The 14,000-nt window shown below is 45.0% G+C and carries 8 protein-coding genes, 2 tRNA genes and 1 riboswitch; of the genes, 7 read left to right on the top strand and 3 right to left on the bottom strand.

Annotated features, from left to right (window positions below; translation table 11 throughout):
* Positions 1-28: 28 nt before the first annotated feature.
* The 3 genes from MAF46_RS04020 to MAF46_RS04010 all read left to right on the top strand — a co-directional run bounded on the left by MAF46_RS04020 (position 29) and on the right by MAF46_RS04010 (position 5,876).
* A complete protein-coding gene (locus MAF46_RS04020) occupies positions 29-2,605 on the top strand; it encodes a S9 family peptidase (protein ID WP_060785874.1) in 2,577 nt (858 codons plus the stop codon).
* 30 nt (positions 2,606-2,635) lie between these two features.
* On the top strand, positions 2,636-3,355 hold the full coding sequence (locus tag MAF46_RS04015; protein ID WP_004131732.1) for a Crp/Fnr family transcriptional regulator: 720 nt from the start codon (positions 2,636-2,638) through the stop codon (positions 3,353-3,355).
* Positions 3,356-3,452: 97 nt separating this feature from the next.
* Complete coding sequence (locus MAF46_RS04010; RefSeq protein WP_020758660.1) at positions 3,453-5,876, top strand: transglycosylase domain-containing protein; 2,424 nt, start codon at positions 3,453-3,455, stop codon at positions 5,874-5,876.
* A 69-nt stretch (positions 5,877-5,945) separates the two neighbouring features.
* Here the strand turns inward: MAF46_RS04010 and MAF46_RS04005 are convergent, their stop codons facing one another.
* Positions 5,946-7,100 carry a quinone-dependent dihydroorotate dehydrogenase gene (locus tag MAF46_RS04005; protein ID WP_018623157.1) on the bottom strand — a complete coding sequence of 385 codons (1,155 nt, stop codon included), beginning with the start codon at positions 7,098-7,100 and terminating at the stop codon, positions 5,946-5,948.
* Between the two features lie 578 nt (positions 7,101-7,678).
* Between MAF46_RS04005 and MAF46_RS04000 the strand changes: the two genes are divergently transcribed.
* The 3 genes from MAF46_RS04000 (at position 7,679) to MAF46_RS03990 (ending at position 11,356) form a co-directional block, all read left to right on the top strand.
* Entirely contained in the window at positions 7,679-9,736 is a 2,058-nt protein-coding gene (locus tag MAF46_RS04000) for an ABC-F family ATP-binding cassette domain-containing protein (RefSeq protein ID WP_020758776.1), read from the top strand.
* A gap of 107 nt (positions 9,737-9,843) precedes the next feature.
* Positions 9,844-10,608 (top strand): ribonuclease PH, encoded by a 765-nt coding sequence (rph, locus tag MAF46_RS03995; protein ID WP_004133395.1) that lies wholly within the window; start codon positions 9,844-9,846, stop codon positions 10,606-10,608.
* A gap of 64 nt (positions 10,609-10,672) precedes the next feature.
* Complete coding sequence (locus MAF46_RS03990) at positions 10,673-11,356, top strand: non-canonical purine NTP pyrophosphatase (protein ID WP_004133394.1); 684 nt, start codon at positions 10,673-10,675, stop codon at positions 11,354-11,356.
* A gap of 69 nt (positions 11,357-11,425) precedes the next feature.
* On the opposite strand, the gene MAF46_RS03985 is transcribed toward MAF46_RS03990, so the two are convergent.
* Positions 11,426-11,506: transfer RNA gene (locus MAF46_RS03985), tRNA-Leu, on the bottom strand.
* Positions 11,507-11,542: 36 nt separating this feature from the next.
* Positions 11,543-11,615 (bottom strand) — tRNA-Thr (locus MAF46_RS03980).
* 335 nt (positions 11,616-11,950) lie between these two features.
* On the opposite strand from MAF46_RS03980, the gene pgi reads away from it, so the two are divergent.
* Positions 11,951-13,645, top strand: a complete 1,695-nt coding sequence (gene pgi, locus MAF46_RS03975) for a glucose-6-phosphate isomerase (RefSeq protein ID WP_060785875.1) — start codon at positions 11,951-11,953, stop codon at positions 13,643-13,645.
* A 166-nt stretch (positions 13,646-13,811) separates the two neighbouring features.
* A riboswitch (M-box (ykoK) riboswitch) is annotated at positions 13,812-13,972 on the top strand.
* Positions 13,973-14,000 lie beyond the last annotated feature (28 nt).

Below are 14,000 nucleotides of genomic sequence, written 5' to 3'. Positions count from 1 at the left end.
AAGATCATAAAGATTGTAAAGGTTATAAATGGAAGATAGTTCGCTAAAAGTTAGTGATTTTAATACTGTTAAAAAGCCACTTCTTGCAAAACGAGTTGACTACGTTCGTAAGTTTCATAACGATGTATTCGTAGACGAATATGCATGGATGAGTAACACTAAATCCAAGGAGTTGCGCGAGTATATTGATGCTCAAAATGAGTACACTAGCAAACGCGTTTCTAGTTTAGAGACTTTACGTAAACATTTGTTTAGTGAGTTAAAGAGCCGTATTCAAGAAACAGATATGTCGGTTCCAACGCGCGTGGATGGCTATTGGTATTACGTTAGAACAGAAGAAGGAAAACAATATGGCGTTCAATGCCGTATGAAAATTAAGAGCGAAGATGATTGGAATCCGCCTGTTATAGATGAGCGCGCTCATGCTGGTCAAACGCCATGCGAAGAGGTTATTTTTGACGCAAATATAGAAGCTAACCGTTTTAATGGCGGATTCTTTCAGCTTGGTGGAATGGATATTAGCTTAGATGGTAAGCGAATGCTGTTTGGAGTTGACTCTAAGGGCGATGAAAGATTTGACTTTTATATTCGCGATTTTTGCGCGGAGAAAAGTGGCGATTTTGATTGCAAAAATGGCGAAAATATCGAAGAAAATGGTAGCGAAAGTGCCGATTACATCACTCGCTATAACAGTAGTTTTGTAACACTTTCGGATTGCATAAAAGGCATATCTTCTGCGCTTTTAACGCCAGATGGAAAATGGGTTTTCTACGTAACTTTAGATAGTGCTTGGAGGCCATACCAAGTGTTTAGGCATAAGGTTGGAACAAGTGTAGAAAATGACGTTAAAGTTTTTGAAGATTTAGACGAACGCTTTTTTGTTAGCGTGTACGAAAGCTTCGACGAGCGAAGTGTTATTATAAACAGCAGTTCTAAAACCACTTCACGCGTGTTAATGCTGCCTCTAAGCACTCCAGAAGGCGATTTTAGAATGGTTCTTAAGCCTATAGAAAACGTAGAATACGACGTTTCGTTTGCGTGCTTTGAAAATGCTGGGCAAGATGGCAAAGATATTCCACTAATGTTTGTAAGCCACAATCTTAAAAATCCTAATTTTCAAATTGATGTTATAGATTTGCGGAAGCACTCTGCGGATTCAATGCCATTTAACATTGGCGAAGGCATCTGCGTTGCGCAAGGGTCTCCATACGGATGCCAAAATGGCGATTTAATAGAAAAAGGCGCGAGTAAAAAGGCCATTAGTGCGCCGTATTACAACAGCAAAAATCCTAAGATTTTGCAAGGATTGCGCGGCTTGAGCGTAGATGGTTTAAGCGTTTATAAAAATTACGTTGCTCTTTCTTTCCGCGCGAATGGCTTGCCTCAATTGGCAGTTATGACTAAAAGCAATGCCGTTGAAGATTTTAAGACTGGCTGCCCATGGAGATTCCGTCTTGTAAAAGAAGATGGGTTTGTAGGAGATTCTTTCGATTGCGCGGTTTCTTGCGATTCTTTGGCGCTTAACGATTCGTTGGAGGCTAGCGATTCTTGCGCAAAAGTCGCAAGCTTCCGTTCCACTAGCGCTCGCAAAGAATTGTCTAAAATAAGTCTTGAACAAGCCAAAAATAGCAGAATCAGCCTTATTGGAGCAACGGGAAATCCGTGTTATGAAGCGCCAAAAATACGTTATTCTTGCTCAAGTTACGCAACTCTTGGAGCGTTAAAAGAACTAGACCCAGCAACAGGTGAAAGCGTTTTGCTTAAGCGCGGAAAAATTTTAGGCGATTTTAACGAAAACGACTACGCAGAAAAACGAGTGTGGGTTAAAGTTCGAGACGGCGAGAGCGTGCCAGTTTCGCTAGTGTGGAAAAAAGACGCTGTTGCAAAAACGAACGCAATGTTTATAACCGCTTACGGAGCGTACGAGATTAGCAGCGATCCGTATTTTTCTGTTGCGCGTTTAAGCATGTTAGACAGAGGCGTGCTTTTTGCGCAAGTGCATGTGCGAGGCGGCGGAGAAATGGGTCGCGCGTGGTATGAGAATGGCAGGCGGCGCAATAAAAAACACACTTTTGAGGATTTTGTAGACGTTACGCGCGCTTTGCAACAAGCAGGGTATGCTGATGCAAATCATACTGTTGCAAATGGTGGTTCTGCGGGCGGCCTTCTTATGGGAGCTGTGGCAAATATGGCTCCGCAATGCTACGCAGGAATCGAAGCGGACGTTCCTTTTGTAGACGCGCTTACGTCTATGTTGGACGACTCGCTGCCGCTTACTGTTACCGAGTGGGACGAGTGGGGAGACCCGTTGCACAATGCGCAAGATTACGCGTATCTAAAGTCGTATACGCCTTACGAGAATGTGCCTGAACACGTTGATGCAAGTGAGTTTCCAAAGATTCTTATAACGTCTTCGATTAACGACACTCGCGTTCTTGTTACGGAACCGCTTAAGTGGCTTGCGCGATTGCAAGCGGCTGGAGTGGATGCGATTGCGCGCGTTGAAACAGAAGGTGGCCACGGCGGAGGCTCTGGTAGATATAAAAAGTGGGAAGAAGTTTGCTACGAAAACGCGTGGTGTTTAGATGCCATGGGTATTTCGTAGAATATCCTTAAAACACATTGGAGGCTGATTGTGGTAAGAATTAAGCCAGATAAGCCCTATGCGGAAGACCTTCCGTTAACGCATACAGCGTTATTTAAGCAAGTGCCACTAGACCAAGCGAGGGAGCTGCTAGAACACTTGCATGAGTCGGTTTTTTCTAAGGGGCAGGCGATTTTTAACGAAGGAGATACGGATCGCCGCATGTATCTTTTGGAGCGCGGACGCGTTAAGCTTGTTCGTCATTCTAGAGATAATCGTGTGCAATTGCTTAGCATTCACACGCATGGGGAAATTCTTGGGGAGATTCCTGTTTTTGACCCGTATGGCGGGCCGCGTACGGCTTCTGCGATTGCTATTACAGATAAAACTCGCGTGCTGTGGCTAGAAAATGAAGTACTTTTTAACTGGTTAGGTCATCATCCGCGAGTTGCTGTAGATATGCTTCAAGTTTTAGCTGCTCGCTTAAGAGCAAACAACGAGCATATTTCTGATCTTGTTTTTATGGACGTTCCAGCAAGATTAGCAAAAACGCTTTTGAACCTTGCTTCTAGATTTGGAGAGCCTGTTAGAGAAGGCGTGCTTGTTCCTCACGATTTAACTCAAGAAGAGCTTGCGCAATTGGTTGGATCTTCTAGAGAAACAGTTAATAAAGCGTTGATGGATTTTGCGCAAAGAGGTTGGATTAAAAGGCACGGAAGGTCGATTATTATTTACGAGCCTGGAATGTTGATTCGCCGAGCAGAAAGATAAATCGTGCAAATCATGCAAATCGTGCAAATCGCGTAAATCTTGTAAATCGCGATTTTTGCGTGCCGCAACGTAGAGGCAAGCCTCTAGAATAGTACGCATGCCTAAAAAGAAATCCCTAACAACTCGTAGAGTACTCGCACTGTTTCTTACGTACATCACTTTGTGTGTTGCAGGTGGTGTAGCTTCTAGTATTCTATTTGTTCCAGGGGTAATGAGCATAAACAGCGTTGTTAAGTCTGTTGTGCCTTCTCTTAGGGTAGATGGTATTGATTTTGACGTTACTGCTTTGCCTCAAAAATCGCGATTATACGCTTCCGATGGCAAAACTGTTATTGCCACTTTTTATGCGCAAAACCGCACTGTTGTGCCGCTTAGGCGAATATCGCAATATATGCAACAAGCAATGGTTGCTCGAGAAGATCGACGATTCTTTGAACATTCTGGCGTAGATGTTCAAGGCGTTATGCGTGCGTTTGTGCAAACGTTTATTAAAAAGTCAGATATGCAAGGTGGTTCTTCCTTAACGCAGCAGTACGTTAAAAACGTTCTTATGATTAAAGCTAGGGAAGATAACGATCCTATATCGGAATATCATGCTGCAGAAAGTACTGTTGCTAGAAAATTGCGAGAAATGCTAATCGCAATTCAAATGGAGAAAAAATACTCAAAGTTAGAGATTTTGCAGGGTTACTTAAACGTTGCGCAATTCGGTAGTAATAATCTTTATGGTGTAGAAACAGCTGCAAAGCGCTACTTTAACACTACTGCAGCAAAGCTTAATCTTGTTCAAGCGGCAACGATTGCATCAATCACAAAAAATCCTTCTAGGTATGATCCTTCTATAGAAGAAAATTGGCCAGAATCGCAAAAGCAAAGGAATATTGTTCTTGATTTAATGCTTAGGCAGAATTTTATAAGCCAAAAAGAGCATGATGATGCTGCAAAAATTCCAATTAAAGATACGCTTAATATTCAGCACGAAGTTGCAAATGTTGGATGCCAAGCTGCTGGAGACGCTGCATTCTTCTGCGATTACGTTACTAAAAAAATATTGAATTCTCGCGAGTTTGGTAAAACCACTGTTGCGCGTCAAAAGCTTCTTAACGAAGGCGGATTAGACATTTACACAACAATGGATATTCTTGCAAACTCTTCTGCAATGGACACAGCTAGGGCTACTGTTCCAATCAACGATCCAAGCGGTTTTGAAGTTTCGATTGCTGCGATTAAGCCTGGAACTGGAGAAGTACTTGGATTTGGAAGCAACCGTATTTACGATGCTACAGATGCAGCAAAATCAGACCCTACGCACACTGCGATTAACTACGCTGTAGACGAGCGAGACGGCGGCGGCTTAGGCTGGCAGATTGGTTCTACGTGGAAGCCAATTAACATTGTTGCTTGGTTGCTTGCTGGAAAGTCGATTAATCAGCCTCTAAGAACAAGCATGCTTTATAACAACACTGATTTTTCTTGTGCAAGGTATCGTGGAATTGGTCGCTGGTCTGTTCAAAACTCTGGTGGCGGTAGTGTTAGCCCAGAAACGCCTTTAATGGGTCTTGTTCATTCTCATAACACTATTCAGGCAGCAATGGGAACCCAGCTTAAGCTTTGTGCTGTTGCGGAGGCAGCTAAAACGTTGGGGTATCACAATTCGCCACTGGGTCAAGAAGATGTGTTTTCTAAGAACTCGTTCAATCCTCCTATGTTGATTGGTGCTGTGCAAGCTTCGCCGCTTACAATGGCAAATGTTTATGCAACAATCGCAGCTGATGGCGTTCAATGCGATCCTATAGCCATTAAGCGTGTAGTAGACAAGAATGGTAAGCGTTTGCGTGTTCCTAGCGCTAATTGCCATCAAGCAATACCAAAGAAGGTTGCTCAAACGGCAGCATACGCTATTAATCAAGGCGTTGTTCAGCCAACTGGTGTTGCGCATATGGCTCAGCTAGAAGGTGGACGAAAAACGTTTACTAAAACTGGTACTAACGAAGACTTTTACATGGCAACAGCTGGATTTGTGCCAAACAAGGTATCTGCGTTTATTGCGGTTGGAAATGCGGAAGTTCAAAAAAGCTTTAACAACATGCGCATTAATGGCGTCTACCACAGCACATGGTATGGTACCTACATTGCTATGCCTGCTTGGAAAAAGTTTATGGATACGTACCTAAAGGCATCTAACACGCCTATGGATAACGATTACGGAAAGCCAGATCCAAAGTATATGGCTGGCGGAAAAATGCCGTTGACTAGCGAGCAGATGCGCAGGCAATATGAGTTGCAACAACAGCGCGATAGGGAAGAAGAAGCGCGCAGGCAGGCAGCTCAAGAGCAAAGCCAGGGTTCGCAAAGCGATCAGAGTGCGCAAGGTGATCAAAACTCGCAAGGTGATCAAAACTCGCAACAAGATGCTGCTACAAACGGACGCTACGCAACGGGCGACGGAAGGCAAGACCAATATTCTGGTGACTCCAGCAGTAGAGATACCTCCAGCTCGTATTCTGGCGGAACTCGCTAGTGTTTGGTCGCTAGTGTTTGTTGCTAGTGTGTGGCCGCTAGTGTTTGTTGTCACTAGTGCGACTCTCGCCTAGAGCGCGTCTACTCCAACAGCATCTTTAACACTATTAAAGCCGTCTTTTCTAAGCATCTTTGCAAGACCGCGCTTTAATGTTGTAATTTGTTGAGGGCCTCTGTACATAAGAGAAGAAACGAACATAACTAAGTCGGCGCCGTTTCTAATCTTTTGATACGCCTGTTCAGCGGTAAATACTCCGCCGATTCCAGCAATTGCAAAGCGAGACCCGAACTCGCTTCTAGTGCGCTTAATAAGCTCATTGCTTGCATTGTAAGTTGGAGCCCCTGAGATTCCACCTTGCCAATCTGCAGGAATGTCTAGCCCATCTCGATTCTTGCGCAAATTTGCAATGCTCACGCCATCAACCTTATGCGCGCTTAAAACGTCTAACAAAGACTTAAATTGAGGCCACCCTCCCTTTAAGTTCAAAGGCATTTTTACAAGAGTTGGCTGAGGTCTGCTTACTTTATCTAAAACACTAAAAAGCTTATCTAAAGCATCTGGATTGCTAAAAGGCTCGCCAGCCATAGTGTTTGGGCAAGAAATATTAACCTCAATCATGGAGCTTTTGCCGCTCGCGCGCTCCATAGATATGCGATAATCTTCAATACCTTCGTCTAAATCACCAACAAGATTATCGTTAGTTCGCGCAATGCTTACAGAAAGTTGCATGCTTTTAGCGTTTGTCCACGCTTTTTCTACTCTAGGAATCACAAATTCGCTGCCGTCATTGGCAAGACCTGCATGAACAAGAAGTGAATCATATTGCGGAAGCCTATGATACCAAGGCTTAGCGTTTCCTGCGCATGGGCGAGCAGTTGTGGAGCCAACTGTTTCAAAACCAAAACCGGCGTTGTCTAGAACTGTGCACAAATCACAGTTTTTATCGAGTCCTGCGCTTAAGCCAAATGGATTCGCAAAATCTACTCCCATAACTTGCGTTTGTAAAATTGGATCTGTGTAGTCAAGCATTTGTCGCAAAAGCCACATTAATCCAGGAATGCGCTCGCTTATTTTGCAAAATGCAATCATGCGGTCGTGTGCTTCGTCTGGCGGAATGTTAAACACTAAGTGCGGCTTAATAATGTGCTTGTAGCTAAAAGTAAAGAGGTCTGTTGCAGCAAGATTCACAGCATTGTGTAAAGAATTTTCAGATACGTAACTCATGATTCAATACTATACGACTTTAAGCATTTTGCAATTTTGGTACAAAGTCAAGCGAAGATGTGAGCGGATTTTCCTATTTAGTGTTGCTGAGGGCTGGCTAATTCTTGTCTCACAACGCTCCGCCTCTTACGTGTTGTTTGTTGTTGCGGTTGTTCCGATTTGGCTTTGATTTTGTTTTTGGTTTAAGTTTGTTTGTAGGCGTGAGCCGTTGGATTATTTGGTATCGGCTGCCGCTCTTATACTGTTCGACCAAGAATCACCCAGCCCTCTTACGTGTTTGAACAATTGCGTATTGCTTAATCGCCTGAGATTCTCGATTTTTCTTCTTCATTCGATGAATCACCACCTTCGGCGCTGAGGTTCATCTCATTCAGGGCGAAAAATCTCGAATCTCTACCTAGCTTGCGCGCCAACCTGCCCGAGCGCTTAAAGCGTAGCGCGCGAAGGCAATTTGGCGCGCTGAGCAGCTCAGCGCAGAAGCACTGCTTCTGCGCTGCGGAGACGTTCGCACGGCTAATCCGTGCGAACGACGACCTGCATTCGCGAATGGTATAGCAGCACAGCTATATTTGTGAGTTATGCCTACTTATGATTTGGGACTAGAACATGTTTCCCTTGAATTTGCAACAAAAACGATTTTCAAAGACGTAACTCAAGGCGTTTTTGAAGGCGACCGCATAGGAATCGTAGGCAAAAACGGAGACGGAAAGTCCACTCTTCTAAAGCTTCTTCAAGGCGCGATTAGCCCAGATTCTGGAAGAGTTACTCGCAGAAATGGCCTAACATTAGGCATTTTAAGTCAGCGAGATCCGCTAGACGATAATGCTACGGTTCGCCAAGCTGCATTGGAGAATCGCCAGGATTACGAGTGGGCTGCAGATTCAAAGCAGCGAGAAATTGTGGAGTCTCTTTTGGGCGGAATCAACCTTGAAGCTAAGGTTGGTACGCTTTCTGGCGGACAGCGCAGGCGTGCGGATTTGGCAAGGCTTCTGCTGCACGATTGGGATATTTTGGCTTTGGACGAGCCTACGAATCATCTTGATGTTCTTACAATTCATTGGCTTGCGGAGCATCTTTTGCACAGGTGGCAAGATGGGCAGGGCGCTCTTTTGCTTGTTACACACGATAGATGGTTTTTAGACGAAGTTTGCTCTTCTATGTGGGAAGTTCACGATGGCGCAATCGACCCGTTTGAAGGCGGCTACAGTGCGTACATGATGCAGCGAGTTGAGCGCGAACGCCAGGCGGATGTTCGCGAGGAGCGCAGGCGGAATTTGGCTCGTAAAGAGCTTGCGTGGCTTTCTAGAGGTGCTCGAGCGCGTTCTACAAAGCAAAAATTCCACGTTAAGCAAGCTCGCGAGCTTATAGCAGACGTTCCGCCAATGCGAGATACTCTTGAGCTAAAAAGAATGGCAACTTCTCGTCTTGGTAAGCAAGTTGTTGATTTGATTGACGTTACGCAAATTTTTGAGGATTCATCAAGTCCTGCTGCATCCGATGCGGATATTGTAAAATCGCCATTTTCACAGCCTACGCATGATGGTAGCGTTACGATTTCTGTAGAAGAATCGCAAGTGGAATCGCAAGAATCGCCATTATCGCAAGAAGAATCGCCATTAAAAGAAACATGTGCAGCATTGCAAAAAACGATTAGCGGCCGCATGATTTTAGACAATCAAACGTGGCTAATAGGGCCAGGAGACCGATTCGGCATAGTCGGAGCTAATGGCGCTGGAAAATCAACGCTTTTAAGCATAATCGACGGCTCTTTGCATCCAACTAAAGGTCATGTAAATATTGGCAAAACTGTAAAATTTGCCGTGCTATCTCAGCGCCTAGAAGAGCTGGAAAAGCTTGGAAAATATAAGGTTAAAGAGGTTTTGAGCCGATACAAGCCAAGCTACATAATCGACGGCAAAGAAGTGACTCCTGGTCAGCTTATGGAGAGGCTTGGTTTTAAGCCAGAGCAGCTTATGACGCCGATTGCAGACCTTTCGGGTGGCCAAAAACGTCGCATGCAATTGCTTTTGATTCTTCTAAACGAGCCAAATGTGTTGATAATGGACGAGCCTGGAAACGACTTAGATACAGACATGCTTGCCGTTATGGAAGATTTACTAGACACTTGGCCAGGCACTTTGATTGTTGTCTCGCACGACAGATACTTGCTTGAGCGCGTGACTGATCAGCAGTTTGCGTTGATTGACGGCAAGATTCGCCATCTTCCAGGCGGAGTTGACGAATATTTAAAGATTATGGAAGACTATGAGCGCGCAAATATGCAAGAGTCTAAGGCAGATTTTGCGGCGGAATCTGGTGGTAAGTCGGAGTCAAAGTCGGAGTCTGCAGAAGGTGTTGGATTAGATTCAAATCAAAAGTCAAATCAAAAATCAAATCAAAAATCTGAAGCAAAATTAAGCGGAAAAGCGTACTACGATGCTACAAGAAGAGTTGCGGCAATAGAGCGCAAGCTAGAAAAGCTTGAAGAAGAAAAAAGCGCGATTGAGCAAAAAATGGCAAGCCACGATCCTAGCGATTTTGTTGGCTTGCAAGAGCTTAACGAGAAGTTGCAGGCGAATCAAAGCGAATCTAGCGCGTTAGAAGAAGAGTGGCTTACGCTTAGCGAGCAAATTTGATGCAAAAGTCTACGGTTTTGTATAGCGATTTTGCTAAAGATTAATGCTGTGTGCTAGCAAGATTAATGCTGCGTGCTAGTTAATGCCGCGTGCTAAATTGTTGAATTATGGCTCAAATTAAGGATATGTTGGAATCTATAAAACCTATTCGCTTTGATGGCAGAGATGTGGACGAGTTGCGGCCAGTAAAAATCACGCGCAATTTTACAAACGTTCCAGAAGGCTCCGTTCTTATTGAGTGCGGAAATACGCGCGTTATGTGCACTGCCACTTTTACTATTGGCGTTCCGCGCTGGAGGAGAGACACTGGTTTAGGTTGGGTTACAGCCGAGTACTCAATGCTTCCAAGGGCCACTGCCGAGCGCACCGATCGCGAGTCTGTTAAGGGCAAAATCGGCGGCCGCACGCACGAGATTAGTCGTCTTATTGGTCGCTGCCTTAGGGGCGTTATAGACATGAAGGCAATGGGCGAGTGCCTTATTCAAATTGATTGCGATGTTCTTCAAGCAGATGGTGGCACGCGCACAGCTTCGATTACAGGCGCATATGTGGCTCTTGTAGACGCGCTAAATTGGGCCGAAAAGCACAAGCATATTCGCAGCGCTAAAAACGTTCTTAAAGACTCCGTTTCCGCTGTTTCTGTAGGCGTTATTAATGGCACTCCAATGCTTGATTTGCCCTATGTAGAAGACAGTCAAGCTATGACAGATATGAACGTTGCTATGACTGGTTCGGGCAATTTTATTGAGATTCAAGGCACGGCGGAGCATCGCCCGTTTAATCGCGATGAGCTTAACGTTTTGCTTGATTTGGCAGCCAAAGGTAATCGCGAGCTTCAAGCGGCTCAGCGTGCAGTTTTAAGCCAAAATTAAGTTAAGCCAAAATTAAATAAAATTTATGTCTGTTTATTCGATAAATTACTAAGGAGTGGCGAGCGTGAAACTTGTTGTGGCAACGCATAATGAGGGTAAACTCGTTGAAATTAAGCGGATTCTTAACGAAGAGTTTGCGGAAATATCGGAGCATATTGAGCTTGTTACTGCTGGCTCTTTGGGGCTTCCAGACCCAGTGGAAACAGGCGTGACTTTTGAGCAAAACGCGCTAATCAAGGCTAGAGACGTTGCGCAAAGAACTGGATTACCTGCGGTTGCTGACGATTCTGGCTTGATTGTAGACGTTTTGGGCGCGGCTCCAGGAATATTGTCTGCGCGCTGGAGCGGGGTTCATGGAGACGATAATGCCAATAACGCGCTTTTGCTTAAGCAGCTTGAGGATATTCCAGACGAATGCCGAACGGCGCGATTTAGATGCGCGGCGGCTCTTGCTGTTCCTAAAGACTGCGTTGATGCGGATCTGGAAAACGCTATGTGGAAAAACAACGGTTTTGAGACTGTTCGCGTTGGAGAAATGGTTGGGCGCTTGATTCGTGAGCCTAGAGGTTGCAAGGGTTTTGGCTACGATCCGCTTTTTGTGCCAAATAATCAGCCCGTTAGGGATGGTGTTCAAATGCACGATTTAACTAGCGCGCAACTTAATCAGCAAGAAAAAAATGCGATTTCTCATCGCGGCAACGCTTTGAGGGCACTTTTGCCTGAATTAAAAGCTATGTTTATTGAGTAGTTGCGATTTAATTTGCGATTATAGTTGCGATAAACTAACGACTTCAGCTTGCGATTAAACTACAAAATGTGCGCGAGATGGGACTTGAACCCACACGTCGTAAGACACAGGAACCTAAATCCTGCGCGTCTACCATTCCGCCACTCGCGCAAAATCGCCTAAACAGGCAAAAAATGGGTTTTTAAGAGCCACTTGACAGAATCGAACTGTCGACCTTCTCATTACGAGTGAGACGCTCTACCGACTGAGCTAAAGTGGCAACTGCCCGAGAAGCATTCGCGACTCGCGCACAAATCAAATACTATATATGAATATTTCGATTTTGTCTAGTGCGCCGCGCCGTAATGTTCGCATGTGTTCTAGTCAAAGTGTATTTCTGTCCGCTTTTGTGAGTATCTTGGCAATTGGAAGATGTGATGCAAGCACCTTGCTTAAGCTCATTTTTACACTTGTTTACATTATGATTTTTGCTTACGATTCATGATGATTCTGCATTGTGTTTAAGTGTGCCAAAGATTGTGCTTAGACTTAAAACATTTATATAAAACATTTATAAATCATCACATCACTTAATAAAGATGAAAGGACCTAGAAATGGCCATCAATCCACCAGTTGACGCCGTTAAGACCCCAGAATGGGCTGCATTGCAAAAGCACTATGATGAGTTGCAATCCGAAGGCGTGAGCCTGAAGAAGTGGTTTGCCGAAGATGCAAATCGCGTGGATAAGTTGAGCTTCGAAGCTGGAGACCTCCACTTCGATCTTTCTAAGAATTTGATTAAGCCAGAAACGCTTAAGCTTTTCGCAAACCTTGCTAAGGCTGTAAAGCTCGACGAGCGCACTAAGGCAATGTACACTGGCGTGCACATTAACAACACCGAAGATCGCGCAGTATTGCACACCGCTTTGCGTCGCCCAGCAGAAGACGCTGGCAAGTTCATTGTTGACGGTCAAGATACTGTTGCCGACGTTCGCGAAGTTTTGGGTCGCATCTACGACTTTGCAAATAAGGTTCGCTCGGGAGAGTGGAAGGGTGTTACTGGCAAGAACATTAAGACCGTTGTAAACATTGGTATTGGCGGATCTGACTTGGGTCCAGTCATGGTTTACGAAGCCTTAAAGCCATACGCAGATGCTGGCATTAATGCTCGCTACGTTTCCAACATTGATCCAAACGATATGGCAGAAAAGACCAAGGATTTGGATCCAGAAACCACGCTTTTCATTATTGTTTCTAAGACTTTCACCACTTTGGAGACTTTGACTAACGCTCGTAGCGCTCGCACATGGTTGCTTAACAAGCTTCAGGAGAGTGGTGCTATTGACGGCAGCGATGCAAAGAAGGCAGAAGCTGTTGCAAAGCACTTCGTAGCTGTTTCCACCAACCTCGAGAAGGTTGAAGAGTTCGGCATTAACCCAACCAACGCTTTTGGATTCTGGAACTGGGTTGGCGGCCGCTACTCTGTGGATTCCGCTGTTGGCACCTCTTTGGCTGTTGTTTTAGGACCTGAGCGCTTTGAGGAGTTCTTGAAGGGCTTCCACGCAATCGATACCTACTTTGCTGAGACTCCATTCGAGAAGAATGTTGTTGTTCTTCTTGGTATGCTCAACGTTTGGTACCGCAACTTCTACAAGGTTGCTTCCCATGCTGTTCTTCCATACGATCAGTACTTGCATCGCTTCCCAGCGTATTTGCAGCAGCTCACTATGGAATCCAACGGCAAGTCGGTTCGCTGGGATGGCACTCCTGTAACCAGCGAAACTGGCGAAATCTTCTGGGGCGAGCCAGGCACCAATGGCCAGCACGCTTTCTACCAGTTGATTCACCAGGGCACTCAGCTTATTCCAGCTGATTTTATTGCTTTTGTGAACACTCCAAATCCTACTAAGGATGGCGATCAAGATGTTCACGAGCTGTTCTTGGGCAACTATCTTGCACAGACTAAGGCTCTTGCTTTCGGCAAGACTGCAGACGAAGTTCGCGCTGAAGGTACTCCAGAAGAGATTGTTCCAGCTCGCGTATTTAGCGGCAACCGTCCAACCACCTCTATCTTTGGCGATGCTTTGACTCCATTTAGCTTGGGCGAGTTGATTGCTCTCTACGAGCACATCACCTTTGTTGAAGGCACTGTTTGGGGCTTGGATTCCTACGATCAGTGGGGTGTGGAGCTTGGCAAGCAGCTTGCAAAGCAGATTACTCCTGCAATTTCTAAGGATGATAGCGCTTTGGCAGCTCAGGATGCTTCTACGCAGAGCTTGATTCGCTTCTACCGCGCTCATCGCAAGTAAGCGAGCGAGTAGCAATCTTATTTGATTGTTGATTTAAAGCCTCTTGTTGATTAAATTCTTCAAGAGGCTTTTTTATTTTTTGCTCCAACCTGCCTTGCGCTTAAAGCGTAGCGCGAAAAGTCAATTCAAAAAATAGGTTGACTTAAAAGTGGTGATAATTTATAATGAGCACGGTCGGTAGGTAAGGCTACCACGGGGATACGGGTTGCTGCCGCAACACAGTGGAGACACTGCAAGTTGGTCAACAGTCGTTGTCGATTTCAAGGCTTCGACTAATGCAACGCCATCGCCCTGCGAAGCTGAAGCTTGAACGACAAGATTAATGTTGATTTCTTTTGATTTGTAAATCACATTG

Source organism: Gardnerella pickettii (assembly GCF_029226345.1).
GTDB classification, from domain to species: Bacteria; Actinomycetota; Actinomycetes; order Actinomycetales; family Bifidobacteriaceae; genus Bifidobacterium; species Bifidobacterium piotii.
The sequence above is the reverse complement of the archived record's forward strand: the minus strand, read 5'-3'. Positions and strand labels throughout refer to the sequence as shown.

Excerpts from the sequence above, each read along its gene's own strand:
- pgi (WP_060785875.1), top strand. The coding sequence starts at position 11,951 with ATGGCCATCAATCCACCAGTTGACGCCGTTAAGACCCCAGAATGGGCT.
- MAF46_RS04000 (WP_020758776.1), top strand. The coding sequence starts at position 7,679 with ATGCCTACTTATGATTTGGGACTAGAACATGTTTCCCTTGAATTTGCA.
- rph (WP_004133395.1), top strand. The coding sequence starts at position 9,844 with ATGGCTCAAATTAAGGATATGTTGGAATCTATAAAACCTATTCGCTTT.
- MAF46_RS04005 (WP_018623157.1), bottom strand. The coding sequence starts at position 7,100 with ATGAGTTACGTATCTGAAAATTCTTTACACAATGCTGTGAATCTTGCT.
- MAF46_RS04010 (WP_020758660.1), top strand. The coding sequence starts at position 3,453 with ATGCCTAAAAAGAAATCCCTAACAACTCGTAGAGTACTCGCACTGTTT.
- MAF46_RS04020 (WP_060785874.1), top strand. The coding sequence starts at position 29 with ATGGAAGATAGTTCGCTAAAAGTTAGTGATTTTAATACTGTTAAAAAG.